Annotated in this window: 22 protein-coding genes; 19 read left to right on the forward strand and 3 right to left on the reverse strand. The window is 72.6% G+C overall.

Going from position 1 to position 24,870, the window contains the following annotated elements:
* The first annotated feature begins 137 nt into the window (after nucleotides 1–137).
* The 4 genes from ACWC5C_RS25275 to ACWC5C_RS25290 all read left to right on the forward strand — a co-directional run bounded on the left by ACWC5C_RS25275 (nucleotide 138) and on the right by ACWC5C_RS25290 (nucleotide 4,824).
* Entirely contained in the window at nucleotides 138–755 is a 618-nt protein-coding gene (locus ACWC5C_RS25275; RefSeq protein ID WP_450878808.1) for a CGNR zinc finger domain-containing protein, read from the forward strand.
* A 232-nt stretch (nucleotides 756–987) separates the two neighbouring features.
* Nucleotides 988–1,509, forward strand: coding sequence for a sigma-70 family RNA polymerase sigma factor (locus ACWC5C_RS25280; RefSeq protein WP_385436903.1), 522 nt, complete (start codon nucleotides 988–990; stop codon nucleotides 1,507–1,509).
* Nucleotides 1,506–2,276 (forward strand): anti-sigma factor family protein, encoded by a 771-nt coding sequence (locus tag ACWC5C_RS25285; RefSeq protein ID WP_450878810.1) that lies wholly within the window; start codon nucleotides 1,506–1,508, stop codon nucleotides 2,274–2,276. Before ACWC5C_RS25280 ends, ACWC5C_RS25285 begins: the two co-directional genes overlap by 4 nt.
* 76 nt (nucleotides 2,277–2,352) lie before the next feature.
* Nucleotides 2,353–4,824, forward strand: coding sequence for a HelD family protein (locus ACWC5C_RS25290; protein WP_450878812.1), 2,472 nt, complete (start codon nucleotides 2,353–2,355; stop codon nucleotides 4,822–4,824).
* A gap of 209 nt (nucleotides 4,825–5,033) precedes the next feature.
* Here the strand turns inward: ACWC5C_RS25290 and ACWC5C_RS25295 are convergent, their stop codons facing one another.
* The gene (locus ACWC5C_RS25295) at nucleotides 5,034–5,240 is read right to left on the reverse strand and encodes a cold-shock protein (RefSeq protein ID WP_009717477.1); all 207 of its coding nucleotides are present in this window, start codon (nucleotides 5,238–5,240) and stop codon (nucleotides 5,034–5,036) included.
* Between the two features lie 284 nt (nucleotides 5,241–5,524).
* On the opposite strand from ACWC5C_RS25295, the gene ACWC5C_RS25300 reads away from it, so the two are divergent.
* Together ACWC5C_RS25300 and ACWC5C_RS25305 are read left to right on the forward strand one after the other, a co-directional pair.
* Nucleotides 5,525–6,946 carry a malic enzyme-like NAD(P)-binding protein gene (locus ACWC5C_RS25300; protein ID WP_450878815.1) on the forward strand — a complete coding sequence of 474 codons (1,422 nt, stop codon included), beginning with the start codon at nucleotides 5,525–5,527 and terminating at the stop codon, nucleotides 6,944–6,946.
* Nucleotides 6,947–7,201: 255 nt separating this feature from the next.
* Nucleotides 7,202–7,483: an HU family DNA-binding protein gene (locus ACWC5C_RS25305; protein WP_009717479.1), complete on the forward strand. Its 282-nt coding sequence runs from the start codon at nucleotides 7,202–7,204 to the stop codon at nucleotides 7,481–7,483.
* A 206-nt stretch (nucleotides 7,484–7,689) separates the two neighbouring features.
* Here the strand turns inward: ACWC5C_RS25305 and murA are convergent, their stop codons facing one another.
* A complete protein-coding gene (gene murA, locus ACWC5C_RS25310; RefSeq protein WP_450878817.1) occupies nucleotides 7,690–9,033 on the reverse strand; it encodes a UDP-N-acetylglucosamine 1-carboxyvinyltransferase in 1,344 nt (447 codons plus the stop codon).
* 240 nt (nucleotides 9,034–9,273) lie between these two features.
* Here murA and ACWC5C_RS25315 point away from each other — a divergent pair, with 240 nt between their 5' ends.
* Complete coding sequence (locus ACWC5C_RS25315; RefSeq protein ID WP_385436909.1) at nucleotides 9,274–9,864, forward strand: YqgE/AlgH family protein; 591 nt, start codon at nucleotides 9,274–9,276, stop codon at nucleotides 9,862–9,864.
* Between the two features lie 9 nt (nucleotides 9,865–9,873).
* On the opposite strand, the gene ACWC5C_RS25320 is transcribed toward ACWC5C_RS25315, so the two are convergent.
* A complete protein-coding gene (locus ACWC5C_RS25320) occupies nucleotides 9,874–10,749 on the reverse strand; it encodes a LysR family transcriptional regulator (protein ID WP_450878820.1) in 876 nt (291 codons plus the stop codon).
* Nucleotides 10,750–10,848: 99 nt separating this feature from the next.
* Between ACWC5C_RS25320 and ACWC5C_RS25325 the strand changes: the two genes are divergently transcribed.
* The 12 genes from ACWC5C_RS25325 (at nucleotide 10,849) to ACWC5C_RS25380 (ending at nucleotide 24,869) form a co-directional block, all read left to right on the forward strand.
* Nucleotides 10,849–12,039 (forward strand): MFS transporter, encoded by a 1,191-nt coding sequence (locus ACWC5C_RS25325; protein WP_450878822.1) that lies wholly within the window; start codon nucleotides 10,849–10,851, stop codon nucleotides 12,037–12,039.
* Between the two features lie 15 nt (nucleotides 12,040–12,054).
* Nucleotides 12,055–12,351 carry a DUF3039 domain-containing protein gene (locus ACWC5C_RS25330; RefSeq protein ID WP_079152402.1) on the forward strand — a complete coding sequence of 99 codons (297 nt, stop codon included), beginning with the start codon at nucleotides 12,055–12,057 and terminating at the stop codon, nucleotides 12,349–12,351.
* A 146-nt stretch (nucleotides 12,352–12,497) separates the two neighbouring features.
* Nucleotides 12,498–12,935 (forward strand): hypothetical protein, encoded by a 438-nt coding sequence (locus tag ACWC5C_RS25335; RefSeq protein WP_450878824.1) that lies wholly within the window; start codon nucleotides 12,498–12,500, stop codon nucleotides 12,933–12,935.
* 180 nt (nucleotides 12,936–13,115) lie between these two features.
* A complete protein-coding gene (locus ACWC5C_RS25340) occupies nucleotides 13,116–14,444 on the forward strand; it encodes an extracellular solute-binding protein (RefSeq protein WP_450878826.1) in 1,329 nt (442 codons plus the stop codon).
* On the forward strand, nucleotides 14,441–15,427 hold the full coding sequence (locus tag ACWC5C_RS25345) for a carbohydrate ABC transporter permease (protein WP_450878828.1): 987 nt from the start codon (nucleotides 14,441–14,443) through the stop codon (nucleotides 15,425–15,427). Before ACWC5C_RS25340 ends, ACWC5C_RS25345 begins: the two co-directional genes overlap by 4 nt.
* Nucleotides 15,424–16,293, forward strand: a complete 870-nt coding sequence (locus tag ACWC5C_RS25350) for a carbohydrate ABC transporter permease (RefSeq protein ID WP_450878830.1) — start codon at nucleotides 15,424–15,426, stop codon at nucleotides 16,291–16,293. The genes ACWC5C_RS25345 and ACWC5C_RS25350 overlap by 4 nt, the downstream gene beginning before the upstream one ends.
* A gap of 4 nt (nucleotides 16,294–16,297) precedes the next feature.
* The gene (locus ACWC5C_RS25355; RefSeq protein WP_450878832.1) at nucleotides 16,298–17,968 is read left to right on the forward strand and encodes a beta-N-acetylhexosaminidase; all 1,671 of its coding nucleotides are present in this window, start codon (nucleotides 16,298–16,300) and stop codon (nucleotides 17,966–17,968) included.
* A gap of 275 nt (nucleotides 17,969–18,243) precedes the next feature.
* Entirely contained in the window at nucleotides 18,244–19,143 is a 900-nt protein-coding gene (locus tag ACWC5C_RS25360; protein ID WP_385436921.1) for an FAD binding domain-containing protein, read from the forward strand.
* Nucleotides 19,140–21,272 (forward strand): 2Fe-2S iron-sulfur cluster-binding protein, encoded by a 2,133-nt coding sequence (locus ACWC5C_RS25365; RefSeq protein ID WP_450878833.1) that lies wholly within the window; start codon nucleotides 19,140–19,142, stop codon nucleotides 21,270–21,272. Before ACWC5C_RS25360 ends, ACWC5C_RS25365 begins: the two co-directional genes overlap by 4 nt.
* Nucleotides 21,269–23,590, forward strand: coding sequence for a xanthine dehydrogenase family protein molybdopterin-binding subunit (locus ACWC5C_RS25370; protein ID WP_450878834.1), 2,322 nt, complete (start codon nucleotides 21,269–21,271; stop codon nucleotides 23,588–23,590). Before ACWC5C_RS25365 ends, ACWC5C_RS25370 begins: the two co-directional genes overlap by 4 nt.
* An 86-nt stretch (nucleotides 23,591–23,676) precedes the next feature.
* Complete coding sequence (locus tag ACWC5C_RS25375; RefSeq protein WP_450878836.1) at nucleotides 23,677–24,066, forward strand: DUF3592 domain-containing protein; 390 nt, start codon at nucleotides 23,677–23,679, stop codon at nucleotides 24,064–24,066.
* 41 nt (nucleotides 24,067–24,107) lie between these two features.
* Nucleotides 24,108–24,869 (forward strand): SDR family NAD(P)-dependent oxidoreductase, encoded by a 762-nt coding sequence (locus ACWC5C_RS25380; RefSeq protein ID WP_450878838.1) that lies wholly within the window; start codon nucleotides 24,108–24,110, stop codon nucleotides 24,867–24,869.
* Nucleotide 24,870: the final 1 nt, after the last annotated feature.

Raw genomic sequence — 24,870 nt, forward strand, 5'->3', positions numbered from 1 at the left:
GAGCGGGGTCCGGGGCGGAGCCCCGGTTTCGGGAAGGGGCGGGGTGGGGAATGAAGCGCGGGCACCGTGACGCGCTCTACCGGGGTGGGGCCCGGGCGGGCACTCTGGGTGGGTGTCCACCTGGAGGTGACAGGAACATGGCGGCGGACGCCTTCGACCTGCGGTTCGACTCCGGCCGCATCTGCCTGGACCTGGTGGCCACCGTCGACGGACGCCTCACCGAGACCCCCGTGGAACGCCTCGACGGCGTCGAACCCCTCAGGGCCTGGCTGCTCGGCACCGGCCTGATCCCCGGCGGCACCGCGCTCGACGCGGTCGACACCGCCTGGCTCACCCGCTTCCGCGCCGCCCGCGACCTCCTCCACCGCATCGTGCACACGGAGGTAGAAGGGCGGGCGGCGGGCCCGGACCTGGAGCGGGTGAACGCGCTCGCCGCCACCGCCCCGCCCGCCGTACGGGCCGTACGCGCCACCGACGGCACCCTCGTCGCCCGGCTCGCCGTCGCCCCCGACTGCGGGGCGCTGCTCGCCCAGATCGCCCGCGACGCCGTCGCACTGCTCACCGACCCCACCGCGCGCGGGCAGTTGCGGCGCTGCGAGGGGGAGAGCTGCTCGCTGCTGTACCTGGACACCTCGCGGGGCCGCCGACGCCGTTGGTGCTCCAGTGAGTTGTGCGGCAACCGGGAGCGCGTGGCGCGCCACAGACGCCGTTTAAACCCAAAGCACGAGCAAAACATGAACGAGTTTCAGACATGACGCAGGCCCCGGATGGGGGGACCGGGGCCTGCGGGGCGGTGTTTGGGGAGGGAGCCCTTTATGGTGGCCGACGCCCGCCCGGCGCCGGGTTCTCGGCCTCAAGTACGTGTCGGGTCTAGGGAAATGTTCAGTGCGGAAGTGGGAGGAATGTCACAGGGTTGTGAATGAACTGCGGATCATTCCAGCCCGTACGCCCCTCGACCCAGCGCCTTGCGTACGCAAAGATGCCCTCGTGACCGAGAGGACGACACCGGACGACGCGCTGATGCGCGCGCTCTATGCGGAGCATGCGGGCCCGCTTCTTGCCTTCGTCCTGCGCCTGGTCGCAGGCGACCGGCACCGCGCCGAGGACGTGGTCCAGGAGACGCTTTTAAGGGCTTGGCGCAACGCCGACCAGCTGCAGCGCAGCGGAAACTCCGTACGCCCGTGGCTGGTTACCGTGGCACGCCGCATCGTCATCGATGGCCACCGAAGCCGCCGGGCCCGCCCCCATGAGGTCGACGCGGCCCCCCTGCATGTCATGCCCGCAGCGGATGACATCGACCGGGCGCTCCGTCAGATGACTATTTCCGATGCCCTGAATGACCTATCCGATGCGCACAGAGAGGCCCTAGTCGAGACATACTTCAAGGGACGGACGGTGAGTGAGGCTGCGGGAGTGCTGCGCGTGCCGCCCGGGACCGTACGATCCCGGGTTTACTACGCGCTGCGTTCGCTCAAGCTCTCACTTGAGGAACGGGGGGTCTCGGCATGATGCCGACAGCGGACGACCAGCAGCACACCGCCGTCGGCGCCTACGCGCTCGGCGTCCTCGACGCGCCCGACGCGGCGCGTTTCGAGGAGCACCTGATCGGGTGCGAGCGGTGTGCGGCAGAGCTGGACGGGCTGATGGGCATCCCACCACTGCTGTCGGACTACGCGACCAACACGGACGGTACGGCCGTCCGCGACCCCGCCACCCTCACCGCCCGCCCCGGGCCCGAGCTGCTGGGGCGGCTGCTCGACGAGGTGACGGTCAGCCGCCGTACGAAGAACCGCAGGCGGCTCTTCCTCGTCGCCGCCGCGGGCCTCATGATCGTCGGCGGCCCGCTGGCGGGCGCGGCGGTCAATTCGGGCTCCGACGACGGCGGCGGCGCCAACCCCCCGGTCGCCGCGGCCAACCTGGCGCAGACGGCCTACGACCAGGGCAAGAAGTTCAGCTCGGTGGACCCCGAGACCAAGGTGGACGCCTCGGTCTCGCTCGCCCAGAAGGGCTGGGGCACCTCCATCGCGCTCAAGCTGGGCAACCTCAAGGGGCCCAAGAGCTGCGATCTGATCGCCATCGGCAAGGACGGCCACGAGGAGACCGTGACGACCTGGGCCGTGCCCAGCGCGGGCTACGGGATCAAGGACGGCGACGGCTCCCGCTGGAACAAGGAGCCGCTGTACGCGCAGGGCGGCGCGGCGATGAACGAGAGCGACATCGCCCGCTTCGAGGTCCGCACCCTCGACGGCCAGCGGCTCGCCGAAGTCAACATCTGAGTGGTCAGTATCTGAGTGGCGCGCACAGGTGGGTGTACGGTTGACGGCTGCCCTATGTACACAGAAGGGGGCTTGGGTGGCCGCGCATAACGCCACGCAGAACGCCACGCGGAACGTCACGCACGAAAGCCGGACGGCCCCGCCGCGTGACGGTGGGGACGGGGTCCGGGACCGCGAGATCCGGATCGAACAGACCCATCTGGACCGCGTGTACCGCCGTCTCGAGGAGAAGATCCACGAGGCGGAGTTCCTCATGAACGACGCCGCCCAGCGCGGCCAGGTCGGCACTCCGGGCGCCCTCGCCGAGCGCGACGCCCAGGTGTTCCGGGCCGGGGTCCACCTCAACCGCCTCAACAGCGAGTTCGAGGACTTCCTCTTCGGCCGCATCGATCTGCTCCTCGGCAAGGACGGCGAGCGCGGCCCGGACGGTGCGTACACCTCCGTGGAACCCGCCGACGACGCCATCCGGCCGGGCGACGGCGGTGAGAACGGTGCCGGGGACCGCGCGGAGATCGCGGAGACCCTGCACATCGGCCGCATCGGGGTGCTGGACGCCGACTACGCCCCGCTGGTGATCGACTGGCGGGCGCCCGCCGCCGCCCCCTTCTACCGCTCCACCCCGGTCGCCCCCGGCCGGGTCGTGCGCCGCCGCGTGATCCGCAGCAAGGGGCGCCGGGTGCTCGGCGTCGAGGACGACCTGATGCGCCCCGAGCTGACCGCGACCCTCGGCGGCGAGGTGCTGCCCGTGGTCGGCGACGGCGCGCTGATGGCCGCGCTCGGCCAGGCGCGCGGCCACACCATGCGCGACATCGTCGCCTCCATCCAGGCCGAACAGGACCTGGTGATCCGCGCCCCCGCCGCCTCCGTCACCGAGGTCGAGGGCGGCCCGGGCACCGGCAAGACCGCGGTCGCGCTGCACCGCGCGGCGTATCTGCTCTACCAGGACCGCAGGCGGTACGCGGGCGGCATCCTGGTCGTCAGCCCCACCCCGCTGCTCGTCGCGTACACCGAGGGCGTGCTGCCCTCGCTGGGCGAGGAGGGCCAGGTGGCGATCCGCGCGGTCGGCTCCCTGGTCGAGGGCGCCGAGGCCACCACGTACGACACCCCGGCCGTGGCCCGGATCAAGGGCTCCTCGCGCATGATGAGGGTCCTGCGCAAGGCCGCCCGCGGCGCCCTGGAGCTACCCCCTCCCGCCCCCGCCGCCGACGGCCAGCTGAGCCTGGACGACGTGGCCGAGGCGCCCGGCGGCCAGAGACCCGGCGGACCGCCCGAGCGGCTGCGGGTCGTCGCCTTCGGCGCCCGCGTCGAGCTGGACGCCGAGGAGCTGCGCGGCATCCGGCAGAGCGCGCTGGGCGGCACCGCCCCCGTCAACCTGCTGCGCCCGCGCGCCCGCCGACTGCTGCTGGACGCGCTGTGGTCCCGTACGGGAGGCCCCCGGCGCTATACGGACCCGGAACTGGCCGCCGAGGCGCGCGAGGGGTTCGACGAGGACATCGCGAGCGAGGACGCGTTCACCGACTTCCTGGACGCCTGGTGGCCCGAGCTGACCCCGCGCTCCGTGCTCGCCGCGATGGCCGACGAGAAGCGGCTCGGCCGCTGGTCACGGCGGGTGCTGAACCCGCGCGAGGCCCGTCAGGTGGCCCGCTCGCTGAACCGGCTGGGCCCGGACGGGAAGGGTCCGCTGTCGGTGCACGACGTGGCGCTGCTGGACGAGCTGCAGACCATCCTCGGCGCCCCGGCCCGCCCGGCCAGGCCCCGCGAGGTCGACCCGCTGGACCAGCTGACCGGGCTGGACGAGCTGACCACGTTCGCCGATCGCGGCGCGCCCCGCCGGGGCCGCGCGGACCGGGCCGAGCAGGAGCGCACGGACTACGCGCACATCATCGTCGACGAGGCCCAGGACCTGACGCCCATGCAGTGGCGGATGGTGGGGCGGCGCGGCCGCCACGCCACCTGGACGGTGGTGGGCGACCCGGCCCAGTCCTCCTGGTCCGACCCGGACGAGGCGGCCGCGTCCCGCGACGAGGCGCTGGGCACCCGTCCGCGCCGCCGCTTCACCCTGACCGTCAACTACCGCAACCCGGCGGAGATCGCCGACCTGGCCGCCAAGGTCCTGGCGCTCGCCATGCCCGGCACCCCCGCGCCCCGCGCGGTCCGCTCCACCGGCGCCGTACCGCGGTTCGCGCCGCTCCCGGAGCACTCGGACGGCGACCTGGGAAGCCACGTCCGCGACGAGGCGGCCCGGCTGCTGGACGAGGTGGACGGGACCGTCGGCGTCGTCGTCGCCATGAGCCGCCGCGAGCAGGCCCGCCGCTGGCTGGCCGGGCTCGGCGACCGGGTCGTGGCGCTGGGCAGCCTGGAGGCCAAGGGGCTGGAGTACGACGCGACGGTGGTGGTCTCGCCCGCCGAGATCGCCGACGAGTCACCGGCCGGGCTGCGGGTGCTGTACGTGGCGCTCACCCGGGCGACCCAGCGGCTGACGGTCGTCCCGGGCGAGCGCGACGACCCGGACCGCGACGGCGTCCCGGACCTGCTCAGGGCCGACTGACGGTCGTCCGACGGCCGACCGGGGGACGGCGCGAAATCGGGCCGTCCGGCGGGGAATCGCTTCCGGGCATGGTTTGTTAGCCTTGCTGTGGCACCGGCTCGATCCAAGCCCCCGGGCCCAACCATCGTCGCTACGAGCGACCACTTGCCGCGAGGCGAGCATGGCGGGTCGGTGCCACCTACAACGTCATAGCGAAGAGGTCCGCGTTCTCACCCGAGGACGCGGACCTCTTCGGCTTGCGGCCCCTTGCGGCCCTGCACGATCTGGAATTCGACCCGCTGATCGTCCGCAAGGCTGCGGTAGCCGTTGCCGTTGATCGAGCTGTAGTGGACGAAGACGTCCGGCCCGCCGCCCTCCTGGGCGATGAAGCCGTAGCCCTTCTCGGCGTTGAACCATTTGACGGTGCCCTGAGCCATGCCCGCTGCTCCTCGTGTTCCTCGACGCCGGTGGACGTCGTTCGGCGCTGTGCGCGCCAGAGCCTAGGGGCGTGGGCTGCGGGAACGGCCCGCCTCGCCCGGCGTTCCCGCGAAGGAGTGGGGCTTTCCACTCGGCTGACCCCACCCCCGGTATGTCAGAACAATATGTCCGAAAGTCGGGCCGGGTTACCTCGTACCAGAAGGTAGGTGCAACCATGCGAGGGCGTGGCCCGTTCGTTCGGGCCCGGAACACCTGGCACAAGGGAAAGCAGAGGAAGACGGTCATGGCAACGGCGCCCAGCGTCTCGTACTCGATGACGGTCCGGCTGGAGGTCCCCGCGAGCGGTACCGCGGTCAGCCAGCTGACCACGGCCGTGGAGTCCTCCGGTGGCTCCGTCACCGGCCTCGACGTGACCGCTTCCGGCCACGAGAAGCTCCGTATCGACGTCACCATCGCGGCCAGCTCCACCGCGCACGCCGACGAGATCGTCGAGAAGCTGCGCGGTATCGAGGGCATCTCGCTCGGCAAGGTGTCGGACCGTACGTTCCTGATGCACCTCGGCGGCAAGATCGAGATGTCGTCGAAGCACCCCATCCGCAACCGTGACGACCTCTCCATGGTCTACACGCCCGGCGTGGCGCGGGTCTGCCAGGCCATCGCGGACAACCCCGAGGACGCCCGCCGCCTGACCATCAAGCGCAACAGCGTCGCGGTCGTCACCGACGGCTCCGCGGTGCTGGGTCTCGGCAACATCGGCCCCAAGGCCGCGCTGCCGGTCATGGAGGGCAAGGCGGCCCTGTTCAAGCGCTTCGCCGGGATCGACGCGTGGCCGATCTGCCTGGACACCCAGGACAGCGACGCCATCGTGGAGATCGTCAAGGCCATCGCCCCCGGCTTCGCGGGCATCAACCTGGAGGACATCTCCGCCCCCCGCTGCTTCGAGATCGAGGCGCGGCTGCGCGAGGCCCTGGACATCCCGGTCTTCCACGACGACCAGCACGGCACGGCGATCGTCGTGCTCGCGGCGCTCACCAACGCGCTGCGGGTCGTCAACAAGAAGATCGGGGACGTCCGGGTGGTGATGTCCGGCGCGGGCGCGGCGGGCACCGCGATCCTCAAACTGCTGAACGCCGCGGGCGTCCAGCACGCGGTCGTCGCCGACATCCACGGCGTGGTGCACGCCGGCCGCGAGGACCTGGTCTCCGCCGACCCGGACTCCCCGCTGCGCTGGATCGCCGACAACACCAACCCGGACGGCGTCACGGGCACCCTGCGCGAGGCCGTGCGGGGCGCGGACGTCTTCATCGGCGTGTCGGCCCCGAACGTGCTCTCCGGCGAGGACGTGGCCGCCATGGCGGACGACGCGATCGTCTTCGCGCTGGCCAACCCGGACCCCGAGGTGGACCCGGCGATCGCCCGCCAGACCGCCGCCGTCGTCGCCACCGGCCGCTCCGACTTCCCGAACCAGATCAACAACGTGCTGGTCTTCCCGGGTGTCTTCCGTGGCCTCCTGGACGCCCAGTCCCGTACGGTGAACACCGACATGATGCTGGCCGCGGCCGGAGCGCTCGCGGATGTCGTCCACGACGACGAACTGAATGCCAACTACATCATTCCGAGCGTCTTCAACGACAAGGTCGCCGGGGCGGTCGCCGGAGCCGTGCGTGAAGCGGCGAAGCCTGTGACCGGGACCACCGCGGTCTGAGCCTGGCACGGCGCGTCGCGGCCCTTGGGCTACCTGGGGCCGCCATAGGGTGGCGGGCAGAAAAACGACCGCCACGGCGCTTTTCGTGTGACTCTCCGGGGTTCCGGATTGGCTTTCCCGCCACAGGTGGGGGCAGGATGCGTTCCGGGCGCGAGGGTCTGAAACAGCAGACCCGGGTCCGGGGACTGTCCGAGGGCCCTGGCAGCATCGGCTTCGATCTCACGCCTAATGGCAAGATGAACACGGGAGTACAACATGAACCGCAGTGAGCTGGTGGCCGCTCTGTCCGAGCGCGCCGAGGTGACCCGCAAGGACGCCGACGCCGTTCTGGCGGCCCTGGCCGAGGTGACCGGTGAGGTCGTCGCCAAGGGCGACGAGAAGGTCACCATCCCCGGCTTCCTGACCTTCGAGCGCACTCACCGTGCCGCTCGCACCGCGCGCAACCCGCAGACCGGTGAGCCGATCGAGATCCCGGCCGGCTACAGCGTGAAGGTCTCCGCGGGCTCCAAGCTGAAGGAAGCCGCCAAGGGCAAGTAAGACGCCTGGCGCCTCACGCCTGGCGACAAACAAAAGGGCGGCCACCCGGTGCGGGTGGCCGCCCTTCGCCGTCTCTCACGGCCTGTGGTGGCTGCTCACGGGCCTGTGGCGGCTTGTGGCGGCTGCTCAGAGGCCTGTGGCGGCCTGTGGCGGCCGCTCACGGGCTTGTGGCCCGGGCGGCGCGCCACACAGCGCGGGAGAGCCCGTCAGACGGCGTCGGCGCCGCCCGGCAGCTCCACCTTGGCGCCCAGCTCCACGAGCTTGTGCATGAAGTTCTCGTAGCCCCGGTTGATCAGGTCGATGCCGTGGACCCGGGAGGTGCCCTGCGCGGCGAGGGCCGCGATCAGGTACGAGAAGCCGCCGCGCAGGTCGGGGATGACCAGGTCGGAGCCCTGGAGCCGGGTGGGCCCTGAGACGACCGCCGAGTGGAGGAAGTTCCGCTGGCCGAAGCGGCACGCGGAGCCGCCCAGGCACTCGCGGTAGAGCTGGATGTGTGCGCCCATCTGGTTGAGCGCGGAGGTGAAGCCCAGCCGCGACTCGTACACCGTCTCGTGGACGATGGACAGCCCCGAGGCCTGGGTCAGCGCCACCACCAGCGGCTGCTGCCAGTCGGTCTGGAAGCCGGGGTGGACGTCCGTCTCCAGGGCGATCGCGTTGAGCTTGCCGCCCGGGTGCCAGAACCGTATGCCCTCGTCGCCGATGTCGAAGGCGCCACCGACCTTGCGGAAGGTGTTGAGGAAGGTCATCATCTCGCGCTGGCGGGCACCGCGTACGTAGACGCTTCCCTCGGTCGCCAGGGCGGCGCTCGCCCAGGAGGCGGCCTCCAGGCGGTCCGGGAGGGCGCGGTGGTTGTAGCCGTCGAGTTTGTCGACACCGGTGATCCGGATGGTCCGGTCGGTGTCCATGGAGATGATGGCGCCCATCTTCTGCAGCACGCAGATGAGGTCCTCGATCTCCGGTTCGACGGCCGCGTTGGAGAGTTCCGTCACACCCTCGGCGAGCACCGCCGTGAGCAGCACCTGCTCGGTGGAGCCCACCGACGGGTACGGCAGCCGGATCTTCGTACCCCGCAGCCGGTGCGGAGCCTCCAGGTACTGGCCGTCCGCGCGCTTCTCGATCGTCGCGCCGAACTGCCGCAGCACGTCGAAGTGGAAGTCGATCGGCCGGCCGCCGATGTCGCAGCCGCCCAGGCCCGGGATGAAGGCGTGGCCGATGCGGTGCAGCAGCGGACCGCAGAAGAGGATCGGGATGCGCGAGGAACCGGCGTGCGCGTCGATGTCGGCGACATTGGCGCTCTCCACATGCGTGGGGTCCATGACCAGTTCACCGGACTCGTCACCTGGTCGCACCGTGACGCCGTGCAGCTGCAGCAGTCCGCGCACCACCCGCACGTCGCGGATGTCGGGGACGTTGCGCAGCCGGCTCGGACCGCTGCCGAGCAGGGCGGCGACCATGGCCTTCGGCACGAGGTTCTTCGCGCCGCGGACATTGATCTCGCCCTCCAGCGGGGTGCCACCGTGGACGAGCAGGACATCGTTCGAGCGGGTCATCTGGTCTCGCGTTCCTGTGACGGGCAAGGGGGCAAAAGGCAAGACTAATGGCCCGTGAGGGCGCCTCCGTAAGGCTGTTGCACGCATGAATCCGATCGGATTGTGTCGTACCACACTCCGTTCCGGCCCAAGAACCGACCGTCACGTGCGCCGCTCCTGCTGTCGTACGCCCCGACCTGCTCTCATTCGGGTCTCGTCTTCCACTCCCCGTCCGGACCGGATATGCGGGATCATGTGGCCATGACCGAGGTGTCCTCCCTCACAGGACGGCTGCTTGTCGCGACACCGGCGCTTGCTGACCCGAACTTCGACCGCGCGGTGGTGCTGCTTCTCGACCACGACGAGGAGGGCTCCCTCGGCGTGGTCCTGAACCGTCCGACCCCGGTGGGCGTCGGGGACATCCTGGAGTCCTGGGCCGAGCTGGCCGGTGAGCCGGGGGTGGTCTTCCAGGGCGGACCGGTGTCGCTGGACTCGGCGCTGGGCGTGGCCGTGGTGCCGGGGGAGTCGGGCCGGACCCCGGCGCGCGGCGAGGACGCCGGGCCACTCGGCTGGCGCAGGGTGCACGGGGCGATCGGCCTGGTCGACCTGGAGGCGCCACCGGAGCTGCTGGCCGCCGCGGTGGGCTCGCTGCGGATCTTCGCGGGGTACGCGGGATGGGGCCCGGGGCAGCTGGAGGACGAGCTGTCGGACGGCGCGTGGTACGTGGTGGAGTCCGAGCCGGGGGACGTCTCGTCGCCCTCCCCGGAGCGGCTGTGGCGTGCGGTGCTGCGCCGCCAGCGCAGCGAGCTGGCGATGGTCGCGACGTACCCGGACGACCCCTCGCTCAACTAGGGCCCGGCGCTAGGCGGCCTCCGCCATCGCGAAGTAGCGCTCCGCCAGGGGGTGCGGGCTACGGGCCGGAATGGCCAGCCGCACGGTGACCGGCGGGGCGTTCCTCAGCCGCAGGAACCGGATGCCGGGGTGGCTGTGGCGCCGCGCCGCGGCCTCCGACACCACGCCGATGCCATGGCCCGCGGCGACCGCCTCCAGCCACTCGTCGAAGTTGTCCGCCGTGCACGCCAGTTGCGGCCGGTGGTCCTCGGGCCACAGCTCGGGCCGGGTGGTGCCGCTGACCGTGTTCACCACCAGCGGGAACCGCGCCAGTTCGGCCCAGTCCAGGACGCGCCTGCGCGCGACCGCGTCCAGCGCCGCGCCCGACGCCGTACGGGCCACCGCCGCCACCCGCGCCTCGCGCAGCAGCACCCGGGCGCGCACCTCGTCCCCGAGCGGCGCCTCGCCCCGTACGACCGCGACGTCGCACGCCCCGGCCGTGAGCCCCGCCAGCGGCGCGTCGCGGCGCACGAGCCGCACCCCGGCGCCGGTGGCGGCCTCGAACGCGCTGGTGAGCGCGGAGCAGCGGTCGGGCAGCAGCGAGGTGAAGCCGAGCCGCAGCGGGGCCCGGCCGCCCACCGTGCGCAGCGCGTCGTCCAGCCGGGCCAGCAGCGGGCCGAGGTCCGCCTGCAGCGCCCTGCCCTCCTCGGTGAGGGCGACGCGGCGGGTGGTGCGTTCCAGCAGCCGCGCGCCCACGGTCTCCTCCAGCGCCCGCACGGTACGGGTCAGCGCGGGCTGGCCGATGCCGAGCCGGTCGGCGGCGTGGGTGAAGTTGCGCTCCTCGGCGACCGCGAGGAAGGCGCGCAGCTGACGCAGGCGGAGGGCGTCGATGTCCCGTTCACTCATGTCCTCCGAGCATAGATCGGCCCCGGGCGGCATTTCCCCGGTGAACCGGAGAGTGCCTACGTTTCCGGCGTCACTGTGGTTGATCAGGGGAGTTGAGTCGTGCGTAAGGTCTGGCTGCTGGCCCTGGGGTCGTTCACCCTGGGCCTGGACGCATATGTGATGGCGGGGCTGCTGCCCGTCGTCGCGGACGACATCGGGACGACGGTGTCCCTGGCCGGGCAGATGGTCACCGTCTTCACCCTCGCCTACGCGATCGCCGCGCCCCTGGTCGCCGGGCTGCCGCACGGCGGGCGGCCGCGGCTGGTGCTGCTGGTGGCGCTCGCCGTCTTCACCGCGGGCAACGCGCTGACCGCCCTCGCGCCGTCGCTCGGCGCGCTGCTGGGCGCGCGGGTGATCGCGGGCGCCGGGGCCGGGGTGTACTCGGCGATGTCCACCGCCGCCGCCTCCGCGCTGGTCTCCGGTGAGCGGCGCGGCCGGGCGCTGGCCGTGGTGATGGGCGGGATGAGCTGCGGCACCGTGCTCGGGGTGCCACTCGGTGTCCTGCTGGCCGAGCACACCGGCTGGCGGGCCACGATGTGGCTGGTCACCGGGCTGGGCGCGGTGTCGCTGGCCGGGCTCGCGGCGCTGCTGCCGACCGTCCCGGCCGCGCCCGCGGTGTCCGTACGGGCGCGGCTGACGGCCATCACCGACCGGGCCGTGGCCCCGATCGTCCAGGTGTCGTTCCTCGCGGCGGTCGCGAGCCTGGGCCTCTACACCTACCTCGCCCCGGTGCTGGAGTCGGCGGGCGGCGCGCACGCGGTGGCGCCGTATCTGTGGGCCTGGGGCCTGGGCGGGGTCGCGGGCAGCCTCCTCATCGGGCGGTTCGTGGACGTGGCGGCCCGGGCGGTCGGTGCGGGCCGGGTGGCGGCGCTGGTCGGCGTGCTCATGGCCGTGATCACGGCCGCCGAGGCGGTGCTGCCCGTGCTCGCCCCCGTACCGCTGCTCGCCGGGGCGGCGCTGGTGATCTGGGGCGCCGCGGGCTGGGCGCTGCAGGTCCCGCAGCAGCACCGGCTGCTGGCGCTGAAGGAGGAGCGCGGCACCGTCGCCCTGGCCCTCAACAACTCGGCGCTCTACCTGGGCAGCGCGGTCGGCTCGGCGCTGGGCGGCGCCGCGCTCTCGGCGGGGCTGTCCGGGAGCGTGCTGCCCTGGGCGGCGGCCGGGGTCGCGGCCGTCGGTCTGGCCAGGCATCTGGCGGCGGTCCGGGGGCGGTCGGCCGCCGGGGAGCGCACCCGCTCCACGTCGCGGGCATGAGTACCCTAGGGCTGTATGAGCACTCTTGAGCCCGAGCGCGGGGCAGGCACGGGGACCCTCGTTGAGCCGACACCTCAGGTGTCGCACGGTGACGGCGACCACGAGCGCTATGCCCACTATGTACAGAAGGAAAAGATCATGGAGAGCGCGCTCTCCGGATCTCCTGTCGTCGCACTGTGCGGCAAGGTCTGGGTCCCGGGTCGTGACCCGAAGAAGTACCCGGTGTGCCCCATGTGCAAGGAGATCTTCGAGGGCATGGGCGCCGGCGGTGACAAGGACAAGGACGGCAAGGGCGGCGACGGCAAGAAGTAGCCTGCCCGTCCGGCCGCGCCGGAGCTTCGCGTAGACGGCACGTCCGACCCGTGGCCCGAGAGGGGGCCGCGGGTCGGACGTGCCGCGCTGTCCGGCTTCGTTCGGCCCCGTGTCGCGCGGCGGGTGATCCCAGTAGGGTCGGCCCCATGAGCGGGCGTACGGAGAACGGGGCACAGGGCGCGGCGGAGGACGACGGGGCGCCGCGGGCGGCGTACTTGGTCTTCGGCGCGCGCGAGGTCGACGAGCCGGACGGGGAAGGCGCCGGGCTCTACCGCCAGTTCGACAAGGACTGGGACGCCCAGCTGGAGCAGTGCGGGCGGCTGGCCGGGGAGCGCGGCTACCGGCCCGCGGGCAGCTGTGTGCTCTCCGCCGCGCAGCCGGGTCTGCCCCGGCTGCTGGAGTGGGCGGACGACCCCGGCTGCGAGATCGTCCTCGTGCCGAGCGCCCGCATCCTGGGGCATATCGAGAAGACCTGGCCGGACTGGGGCCAGGTGGCGGAGCGGCTGGCCGCGGCGGGCGCCCGGGTGGAGGCCGTGCCGTATCCCGAGCCCGCCTATCCGGGAGAGAAGCTGACGCACTCGTAACGAGGGCTTTCCCGGCGCGAAACTTCTGGCCAAGGCTTCACTTCTGGCCGGGGCTTCTGGGTCAAAGATTGGTCGAGACCTCTTGTCCGGGCCGCAAACGCACCCTAGCCTGCCGCATATTGTGCTGTGCGAAACACGCGTTGCATGATATGCAACGCCCTTGCCTAAGGGTGCGTTTCCATGAAGCTCTCCAGACCCCTCCCTCTCTCCCGTCGCCTCGCCGCCCCCACCGTGGCGCTCATCGTCGCCGGGCTCACCGCCACCGCCTGCGCGCCCTCCACCTCCGACAACAGCGCCAAGGAAGACGACAAGAGCGGCAATCTGCGCGTCTGGCTCTTCCAGGAGGTCGACAACAAGCCGAAGCAGCGGGTCGTCGACGGCGTCGTGTCCGCCTTCGAGAAGCAGCACGACGGGGTCAAGGTGAACGTCACCTACATTCCCATCGACACCCGGGCGCAGAAGATCAAGGCGGCCTTCAACGACCCGAAGAGCGCCCCCGACATCATCGAGTACGGGAACACCGACACGGCCGGGTACGTGAAGGACGGCGGACTCGCCGACATCAGCAAGGAGTTCGGCGCCTGGGACGAGGCGATGAACACCGACTCCACCGCCAAGAACTCGGTGACCGTGGGCGGCAAGGTGTACGGCGTGCCGCTGTTCGTCGGCGTACGGGCGCTGTACTACCGCACCGACGTCTTCAAGGACCTCGGCCTCAAGCCGCCCACCACCCAGAAGGAACTCATCGCGACCGCGAAGGAGATCCGCGAGCGGCGGCCCGATCTCTACGGCCTCTCGGTCGGCGGCGCCTACACCTACGGCGCGCTGCCCTTCATCTGGGCAGCCGGCGGCGAGCTGGCCACCGAGACGGGCGCGTTCGGCTCCAACGAGTACGAGTCGGCCATCGACGGCCCCGAGGCCAAGAAGGGCATCAAGGCCTACACCTCGCTCATCACCGACGACAACTGCCCGCCGGCCAAGTGCGCCCAGTGGGGCGGCAACGACAGCGTGGCCGCCTTCGCCGCGGGCAAGTCGGGCATGACGATCGGCGGCGACTTCAACCACCAGGCGATCGAGGCGGGGTCGGTCAAGGGCAAGTACGCGGTCGTGCCGCTGCCCGGCGTCAAGCCGAACAGCATCGCTCCGGCGTTCGCGGGCGGGAACAACCTGGGCGTGCTCAGGAGCAGCACCCACCGCTCGCTCTCCGTCGACCTGCTGGAGCGGCTGGCCGGGAAGAAGACCCAGGCCAAGCTCTACGACGCCATGGGCTTCCTGCCCACCTTCACCGATGTGCGCGGGGACATCGCGCGCAAGGACCCGTTCGTCAAGCCCTTCGTGAAGACGCTGGACACCAGCTCCACCTTCGTACCCGCCTCGCCCGGCTGGTCGGCCATCGACTCCCAGCTGGTGCTGCCGACCATGTTCCAGCAGATCATCAGCGGCCGTAAGAGCGTCGACGCCGCCGCCTCCGAGGCGGCGAAGAAGATGGACGAGGCATTCGGCAAGTGACCTCGGGGACCATCACCCAGCACGCCGGGCCGGAACCGGCCCGCAATCCTCCGCCCCGGCGGACCGCGCGCGCCGCCCGGCGGCGGGCCGGGCGGGGGAGCCGGACGCCCTGGCTCTACCTCGCCCCGGCCCTCGCCGTCCTCGGCGGGCTGCTGATCTATCCCATCTACCAGCTCGGGCTCATCTCGTTCCTGGAGTACACCCAGGCCCAGGTGAGCGGGGGTAAGCCGACCAGCTTCCAGGGCTTCGCCAACTACGCCGAGCTGTTCCGGGACAGCGAGTTCTGGAGCGTCACCCTCACCACCGTCGTCTTCGCCGCCGTGTGCGTCGTCTCCACCCTCGCGGTGGGCTGCGCGCTCGCGGTGCTGCTCACCCGGGTCCGGGCGATCCCCCGGCTGGCGCTGATGCTCGCCGCGCTCGGCGCCTGGGCCACCCCGGCGGTCACGGGCTCCACGGTCTGGCTGTTCCTGTTCGACCCCGACTACGGGCCCGTCGACCGGGTCCTGACCTGGGTCGGACTCTCCGGCTTCCATGACTACTCCTGGACGTACGAGCGCTACAGCGCCTTCGCCCTGGTGCTGTTCGAGATCGTGTGGTGTTCGTTCCCGTTCGTCATGGTCACCGTGTACGCGGGCATCAAGGCCATCCCGGCGGAGGTGCTGGAGGCCGCCGCCCTCGACGGCGCCTCCGCGTGGCGGATCTGGCGCGGGATCATGGCCCCGATGCTGCGGCCGATCCTCGTCGTGGTGACGATCCAGTCCATCATCTGGGACTTCAAGGTCTTCACCCAGATCTACGTCATGACCAACGGCGGCGGCACCGCGGGGCAGAACATGGTCCTCAACGTCTACGCCTACCAGGAGGCGTTCGCGTCCTCCGAGTACGGGCTGGGCTCGGCGATCGGCGTGGTGATGCTGCTGATCCTGCTCGCCGTCACCCTGGTCTATCTGCGGCTGCTGCGACGGCAGGGAGAAGAACTGTGAGCCTCTTCGGCACCGGGCCGCTCATCCGCCGCCCCTGGCGGCTGGCGGCCGAGGTCACCGCCCTGGCCGTGGCCGTCGTCGTCGCCTTCCCGCTCTACTGGATGGTGCTCTCGGCCTTCAAACCGGCCGGGGAGATCCAGTCCGCCCACCCCCGGCCGTGGACCTCCGCACCCTCGCTGGACTCCTTCCGGCGGGTCTTCGAACAGCACGACTTCGGCCGCTACTTCCTCAACAGCCTGCTCGTCGCCGGGGCGGTGGTGATCGCCTCCGGGATCATCGCCTTCCTCGCCGCGACCGCCGTCACCCGCTTCCGCTTCAAGTTCCGCACCACGCTGCTGGTGATGTTCCTGGTCGCGCAGATGGTGCCGATCGAGGCACTGACCATCCCCATGTTCTTCCTGATGCGGGATCTGGGCGACGCCGTGCCCGGGGTCGGGCTCAACACCCTGGGCTCGCTGATCCTTCCGCACATCGCCTTCTCGCTGCCGTTCGCCATCTGGATGCTGCGCGGCTTCGTCAAGGCCGTCCCCGAATCCCTGGAGGAGGCGGCCTATCTGGACGGCGCGAGCCGCGCCCGCTTCCTGTGGCAGATCCTGTTCCCGCTGGTGCTCCCCGGGCTCGTCGCCACCAGCGTCTTCTCCTTCATCTCCGCGTGGAACGACTTCCTGTTCGCCAAGTCGTTCATCATCAGCGCGACCGAGAACTCCACCCTGCCGATGGCGCTCCTCGTCTTCTTCAAGGACGAGGGCAACGACTGGGGAGGCATCATGGCGGCGTCCACCATCATGACCATCCCGGTGCTGATCTTCTTCGTACTCGTACAGCGCCGCCTGGTCTCCGGCCTCGGCGGAGCGGTAAAGGACTGACGCGATGCCACAGCAGCCCGTCACCGACCTCCTGCCCGCACCGCTGCGGGCCGCCCCCACGCCCGGCGGCGGCGAGGGCCACGTCCTCGACGAGGACACCCGGATCGACGCCCGGCCCGGCGCCGAGCGCGTGGCCCGCTGGCTGCGCGCCACCGTCGGGGCCGCCACCGGCCTGCCGCTGTCCCCGCACACCGGCGGCAGCAGCGGCGGCATCGTGCTCGGCCTCGACACCGGGCTCCGGGAGCGGCTGGGCCCCGAGGGGTACAGGATCGTGGTCGACGGCCACACGGTCGTCATCGAGGGCGGCGGCGAGCCGGGCCTGTTCTGGGGCGCCCAGACGCTGCGCCAGCTGCTCGGCGCGGACGCCTTCCGGCGCGCGCCCCTCGACCCCGACCGGCGCGAATGGGCCCTGCCCGCGCTCAGCGTCGAGGACGCGCCCCGCTTCGGCTGGCGCGGGCTGATGCTGGACGTGGCCCGGCACTTCCTGCCCAAGGACGGCGTGCTCGCCTATATCGACCTGCTCGCCGCCCACAAACTCAACGTGCTCCATCTCCATCTGACCGACGACCAGGGCTGGCGGCTGGAGATCCTCCGCTACTCGGAACTCACCGCGACCGGCGCCTGGCGGACCCGCACCAAGCTCGGCCACCGCGCCTCCCCGCTGTGGGACGAACGCCCCCACGGCGGCTACTACACCCAGGACGACATCCGCGAGATCGTCGCCTACGCCGCCGAACGGCACATCACCGTCGTCCCCGAGATCGACATCCCCGGGCACAGCCAGGCCGCCATCGCCGCCTACCCGGAGCTGGGCAATACGGACGTCATCGACACCGCCTCCCTCGGAGTCTGGACCACCTGGGGCATCAATCCGAACGTACTCTCCCCCACCGACACCACGCTCCGCTTCTTCGAGAACGTGCTCGAAGAAGTGCTGGACCTCTTCCCCGGCGCCTTCGTCCACCTCGGCGGCGACGAATGCCCCAAGGAGCAGTGGAAGGCCTCCCCGGCCGCCCAGGAGCGCATCCGGGAGCTGGGGTTGGCGGACGAGGACGAGCTGCAGAGCTGGTTCATCCGGCACTTCGGCCGCTGGCTCGCCGCGCGCGGCCGGCGGCTGATCGGCTGGGACGAGATCCTTGAGGGCGGCGCGCCGCACGCCCCGCTGCCCGACGGCGCCGCCGTCTCCTCATGGCGCGGCTACGCGGGCGGCATCACCGCGGCCCGGGCCGGTCACGACGTCGTCATGTGCCCCGAACAACAGGTCTACTTCGACCACCGGCAGGCCCCGGGCGAGGACGAGCCGGTCCCCATCGGCTACGTCCGCACCCTGGAGGACGTCTATCGCTTCGAGCCGGTTCCCCCACAGCTCACCGAAGACGAGGCGAGACGCGTCCTGGGTGCCCAGGCCAACGTCTGGACCGAGGTGATGGAGGACCGGCGACGGGTCGACTACCAGGCCTTCCCCCGTCTCGCCGCCTTCGCCGAGGCCGTATGGTCCGCCCTTCCGCCGCCGCCCGAGCGGGACTTCGCGGAATTCGAGGGGCGCATGGAAGCACACTACGCTCGTCTGGACGCGCTGGGCGTGAGCTATCGGCCGCCCTCCGGTCCGCGCCCCTGGCAGCGCCGCCCCGGCCTGCTCGGACGTCCGATCGAGGGAGCGCCCCCGATCGTGTGAGCGCGGCGCAAGGGGCTCGCACCCGCGCCCCGCCCCTGGGACGGTGGACGTCCGGCCGCTACGCAAGTTCGTACAAGGGTCCCTGAAACGTGGCAATCCACACCCGACGGAGACGTCACCAGAAACCCGTACCATCCCCCAGGTCAGGGACGGAACCGCGCTTCCTGGACCCTCGCGACGGCAGGCGTGCGAGATGTGCCAGAGTTGCCACGTCCGGGCTGTGAGCACGTACCGTACGGCGCAACAGCCGGGACACCGGGGAAGGGGCAGCTGGGTTGACCACGCACGCACCGCAGGCGGCGCACACGGTGACGTTGCCGGGCTCGCTCGATGAGGCCGTGGCGGCACTGGCCGCCATGCCCGCCGCCGTGCCCGTGGCCGGCGGTACCGATCTGATGGCCGCGGTCAACTCCGGCCTGCTGCGGCCCGCCGCCCTCGTCGGGCTCGGCCGGATCAGCGAAATCCGCGGCTGGCGCTACCTGGACGGACACGCCCTGCTCGGCGCCGGACTCACCCACGCCCGGATGGGCCGCCCCGACTTCGCGGCGCTCATCCCGGCCCTGGCCGCGGCCGCGCGCGCCGCGGGCCCCCCGCAGATCCGCAACGCCGGAACGCTCGGCGGCAACATCGTCAGCGCCGCCCCCACCGGCGACGCGCTGCCCGTGCTCGCCGCCCTGGAGGCCACCCTCGTCATCGCCGGGCCCGAGGGCGCGCGCCGCGAGATCCCGGTCAGTCATCTGCTCGCCGGAGTCGAGATGCTGAGCCCCGGTGAACTCGTCGGATTCGTCCGGGTTCCGCTGCTGCACGCCCCGCAGGCCTTCCTCAAGGCCACCGGGCGCACCGGCCCCGGCCGGGCCACCGCGTCCGTCGCCGTCGTCCTCGACCCGGCGCGCCGCGGCGTGCGCTGCGCGGTGGGGGCGGTCGCGCCGATGCCGCTGCGCCCGCTGGAGGCCGAGCGCTGGGTCGCCTCGCTCATCGACTGGGACGGCGAGCGCGGCCACCTCGATCCGCAGGTCACCACGGCCTTCGGTGAGTACGTGGCGGCCGCCTGCATCCCCGACCCGCCGCCGCCGGAGGACGGCTCCGAGCAGGTCACCCTGCCGCCCGCGGCGATCCATCTGAGGCGTACGGTGGCAGCCCTGGCCCGCCGAGCATTGGGGAGGGCACTCGCGTGAGTGACGAACAGCAGCCGCACCGGCCGGACCCGGGGAGCGGGTGGCAGCCGATGCCGCACGGCCCGGAGTACGACGCGGAGTCGACGGCTTTCGTCCAGCTTCCGCCCGACTTCCAGTTCCCGGAGCCGGGCGACCCGGCCAGTGGCTGGGACCCGCTCGCGGCACCCGGTACCGGCTACACCCCGCCGCCGATGCCCGGCGCGCCGTCCCAGGACGGCCAGTGGGGCGGCCCGTACGGCACGTCCGGACAGGACCACTCCGGTACCGGCCACTGGACCATGCCCCACGCGGACACCGGCGGTTACGCCTACGGCGGCCACCAGGAGCCGCACGGTACTCCGCAGTGGCCCGCGCCCGCCGAGGACCCGGCGGGGCACGGCGGACATGTGCCGCACACCGGTCACTGGCCGGTGCGCACCGAGGAGCCGGTCGACGACTGGCCGCTGCCCGAGGGGGCCACCCACGGCGAGGGCACCCCGGTGCAGGCCGGTCAGTGGACGATCCCGGTCGCGGGCGACGAGGGCGTGGACGAGACCGGTGAGTACCGGGTCGACGACCACCCCGGCCCGGCGGCCCCGCCGTACGGCGGCCCGATCGCGCCGGGCGACCCCGGCGACGTCGGCGATCCGCAGGAGACCGCCCAGCTGCGGCTGCCGTTCGGGCGGAACGCGCGGCAGCAGCAGACCGCCGCCGCGTACCAGCAGCCCCATGTCGATCAGCAGCAGGCGCGGCAGCCGCAGGCGCAGCAGCAGCACGCCGACCAGCAGCAGTCGCGGCAGCCCCATGCCGACCAGCCGGTTTCCGGCGACCAGGCGGGGCACAGCGGCCAGTGGTCGGTCCCGGCCGCCGACGAGGGCGTGGAGGACTCCGGGGAGTACGTGGTCGAGGGCCACCCCGGCCCGGCCGCCCGGCCGGGCGCTCCGGCGCGCCGCCCGCTGCGGATGCCCGACGACGACACGCCGCGCGAGCACTCCGCCCCGGCGACCCCGCCGCACGGCACTCCGCCGCAGGGCACGCCCGCGCACGGCACCCCACCCCAGGGCACCCCGGCCCACGGCACGCCCGCGCACGGCACGGACGGCCACGGCTGGCACGGTGCGGCCGCCGGGGACTCCCGCGCGTTCGTACGGGAGCGGGAGCCCGAAGAGGCGGCCTGGCAGCGGGAGTTCACCGACGGCACCGGGATTCACGGCCCCTCCGCAGGGGACTCGGGCGAGTTCGTGATGGACGCCGGGCACCCCGGCGCGCACACCCCGCCGCACGGCAGCCCCGCCCCCTCCGGCGGACCCGGCGGACCCGGCGGACCCGAGGCCGACGCCCCGGCCGAGGCCGAACAGCCCGCGCCCGACGAGGCGTTCACAGACGCCCCGGAGCAGCCCGAGGCCATCGAGGCCCCGGCGGACGCCCCCGAGGCGCCTGACGCCCCCGCCGAGCCCCTTGCCGCCCCCGCCGAGGACGAGGCGGCCCCGGAGGCCGCCGCCGACCCGGTCGACCCGGCCCACAGCGAGCACCCCCAGGCGTCGTACGTGCTGCACGTCAACGGCGCCGACCGGCCCGTCACCGACTCCTGGATCGGCGAGTCGCTGCTGTACGTGCTGCGCGAGCGGCTCGGCCTCGCCGGTGCCAAGGACGGCTGCTCGCAGGGCGAGTGCGGCGCCTGCTCGGTCCAGGTCGACGGGCGGCTCGTCGCCTCCTGCCTGGTGCCCGCCGCGACCGCCGCGGGCTCGGAGGTCCGTACGGTCGAGGGCCTGGGCCAGGACGGCCAGCCCTCCGACGTCCAGCGCGCGCTGGCCGAGTGCGGCGCCGTCCAGTGCGGCTTCTGCGTGCCCGGTCTCGCGATGACCGTGCACGACCTGCTGGAGGGCAACCACGCCCCCACCGACCAGCAGACCCGCCAGGCGATCTGCGGCAACCTGTGCCGCTGCTCCGGCTACCGCGGAGTCGTCGACGCCGTGCGCGAGGTCGTCGCGTCCCGTGAGGCGGCCGACGAGGCGGCGGACGCCGCGGACGCCGCAGAGGACGAGGCGGCGGCGCACGACCCGGCCCGCATCCCCCGGCAGGCGGGTCCGCCCGGCACCGGCAACCGGGGCGACGGCGGCAACGGCAGCGGTATGGGAAGGGCATCATGACCGGAATCGCGGACGGCGCGGGAGCCGTCACCGCAACCCCCTCCGCCGGAACGCCCGTCCCCCCGCCGCCCCACATGGGCCTCGGCGTGTCGCTGCAGCCCGCCGACGTGTCGGCCAAGGCGTCCGGCACCTTCCCGTACGCGGCCGACCTGTGGGCCGAGGGGCTGCTGTGGGCCGCCGTACTGCGCTCACCGCATCCGCACGCCCGCATCGTCTCCATCGACACCTCCCCGGCCGCCGGGATGCCCGGCGTGCACGCCGTGGTGACCCACGCCGACGTCCCCGGGGACGCCTCGCACGGGCGCCGGGTCGCCGACCGGCCGGTCTTCGCCAAGGACCTGGTGCGCCACCACGGGGAGCCCATCGCCGCGGTCGCCGCCGACCACCCCGACACGGCCCGGCTGGCCGCGGCCGCCATCGCCGTCGAGTACGAGGTGCTGGAGCCGGTCACCGACCCCGAGCAGGCCTTCTCCGCCGAACCGCTGCACCCCGACGGCAACCTGGTCCGCCACATCCCGCTGTCCTTCGGCGACCCGGAGGTCATCGGCGACGTCATCGTCGAGGGCCTGTACCGGATCGGCCGCCAGGACCCGGCGCCCATCGGCGCCGAGGCGGGCCTCGCCGTACCGCGCCCGGACGGCGGCGTGGAGATCTACACGGCCTCCACCGACCCGCACGCCGACCGCGATCTGGCCGCCGCCTGCTTCGGCCTGGAGCCGGAGCGCGTCAAGGTCGTCGTCACCGGCGTGCCCGGCGCGATGGGCGAGCGCGAGGACTCCGGGATGCAGCTGCCGCTCGGGCTGCTCGCGCTGCGCACCGGCCATCCGGTCAAGCTCGCCGCCACCCGCGAGGAGTCCTTCCTCGGCCACGCCCACCGCCACCCCACCCTGCTGCGCTACCGCCACCACGCGGACGGGCAGGGCAAGCTGGTGAAGGTCGAGGCGCAGATCCTGCTGGACGGGGGCGCCTACGCGGACTCCTCGGCCGACACCCTGGCCGCCGCCGTCTCGTTCGCCTGCGGCCCGTACGTCGTCCCGCACGCCTTCATCGAGGGCTGGGCGGTCCGCACCAACAACCCGCCCTCCGGCCATGTCCGCGGCGAGGGCGCCATGCAGGTGTGCGCCGCGTACGAGGGCCAGATGGACAAGCTCGCGGCCAAGCTCGGCATCGATCCGGCCGAGATCCGGATGCGCAACGCCCTGGCCACCGGCGATCTGCTGCCCACCGGACAGACCGTCACCTGCCCGGCGCCGGTCGCCGAGGTGCTGCAGGCCGTCCGGGACGCCCCGCTGCCCGACCTCCCCGCCGAGGACGCGGAGGAGGACTGGCTGCTGCCCGGCGGCCCCGAGGGCGCCGGGGACCCGGCCGCGGTGCGGCGCGGCGTCGGCTACGCGCTGGGCATGGTGCACATGCTGGGCGCCGAGGGCGCCGACGAGGTGTCCACCGCGACCGTCAAGGTCACCGGGCCGGTCGCCACCGTCATCTGCGCGGCCGTCGAGACCGGCCAGGGCTTCACCACGCTGGCCCGCCAGATCGTGCAGGACGTCCTCGGTATCGAGGAGGTCCACGTCGCCCCCGTCGACACCGACCAGCCCCCGGCCGGACCCGCCTCGCGCGGCCGCCACACCTGGGTCTCGGGCGGTGCGGTCGAGCGGGCCGCCAAGATGGTCCGCACCCAGCTGCTCCAGCCGCTGGCGCACAAGTTCGGCATGTCCACCGAGCTGCTGACCATCGCCGACGGCAAGATCACCTCGTACGACGGGGTCCTCAGCACCACCGTCGAGGAGGCCCTTGAGGGCAAGGAGCTGTGGGCCACCGCCCAGTGCCGCCCGCACCCCACCGAACCGCTGGACGACACCGGCCAGGGCGACGCCTTCGTGGGGCTCGCCTTCTGCGCCGTACGGGCCGTGGTGGACGTCGACGTCGAGATCGGCGCGGTCCGCGTCGTGGAGATGACGGTCGCCCAGGACGTCGGCCGGGTGCTCAACCCGCGCCAGCTGCGTACCCGCATCGAGTCCGGCATCGCCCAGGGCATCGGCGCCGCCCTCACCGAGAACCTGCGCACCTCGCGCGGCGTCATCCGCCACCCCGACCTCACCGGTTACGCCCTGCCGACCGCTGTGGACGTCCCCGACATCCGCATCGTCAAACTGGTCGAGGAGCGCGACGTGGTGGCCCCCTTCGGCGCGAAGGCGGCCAGCGCGGTCCCGGTCGTCACCTCCCCGGCGGCGGTCGCGGCAGCCGTCCGCGCGGCCACCGGCCGCCCGGTCAACCGCCTCCCGATCCGCCCCCAGGCGGCGGTGGTCAACCGCACGTAGCGGCACCTTCACGAGCAACTGATGCGCCAAGGGGGCGCGTCCTTCACGGTGATCCCCTTGGCCGCGGTTTCGGAAGGTGTCCGCTCGTGCCCCTCCTGCTCATGTCGATCAGTACGGTCCTCCTCCTGGCCACCGCGCTCTGGACCCCCGCCCGGGCGCACTGGCTGCGGCGGACCGGCCGGCAGGCGGAGGCCCGGGTGACCGGCCGCCGGGTGGTCGACCACGGCGAGGACCACCACACCGAGCTGACCCTGACCTTCACCGACCACGACGGCCTGGTGCGTGAGTTCGGGACCCGCCTGCTGACCACCCGGGCCGCCCCGGCCGTCGGCACCCGCGTCCCGGTCGGCTACCCCGCCGACCGTCCGGAGGAGGCCCGGATGCTGGCGTACACCTGGCGGGCGACCCGCTCGTACCTGGCCTTCCTGCTGCTGGGCGTGATGTGGATGACGGCGCTGGTGCCGCACCTCCAATAATCGCTTCCGCTCGGCCGCTCCCGTTTGCTACTCCTGTCGGCATGCCGGAGACACCGCGGACGGACCATGTCGCCATCGTGACCGGAGCGAACCACGGGATCGGGGCGGCGACCGCTCGGGCTTTGGGGGCCCGTGGCGTCGCGGTGCTCTGCGCCCACCTCGGGCCGGGCGGCGAGGCAGTGGCGGAGGAGATCCGCCGCGCGGGCGGACGGGCCGAGGCCTGCGAGGCGGATCTCCGCGACCCCGCCGCCCCCGGGGCGATCTTCGACCGCGCCGAGGAGCGCCTCGGCCCGGTCGACATCCTGATCAACAACGCCTCGGGGTGGGTGCAGGACACTTTCACCCCTGATCCGGCCGACCGCTTCGGGCGGCCGTTGCAGCCCGTCACCGCGGAGACGTGGTCGCGGCAGTTCGCGGTGGACGCGATGGCCCCGGCCCTGCTCATCGGCGAGCTGGCCCGGCGCCACCGGGCGCGGGGCGCGGCGTGGGGGCGGATCGTCGGGCTGACGTCGGGCGGCGACCTCGGCTTTCCCGGGGAGGTCTCGTACGGCGCCGCGAAGGCCGCCCAGGTCAACTACACCCTGTCCGCCGCCGTGGAGCTGGCCGGGCTCGGCATCACCGCGAATGTGGTGCATCCGCCGGTGACCGACACGGGGTGGGTGACGGACGAGGTACGGGAGTTCGTCGCGTCGAGCGGCACCCACTTCCATGTCGCCGAACCGGCCGAGGTCGCGGAGACCATCGTGTACCTCGCGTCCGAGGCGGCCGCGCTCATCACCGGCAATACGGTCACCCTCCGCTGAG

It is taken from the genome of Streptomyces sp. NPDC001700 (assembly GCF_053596435.1).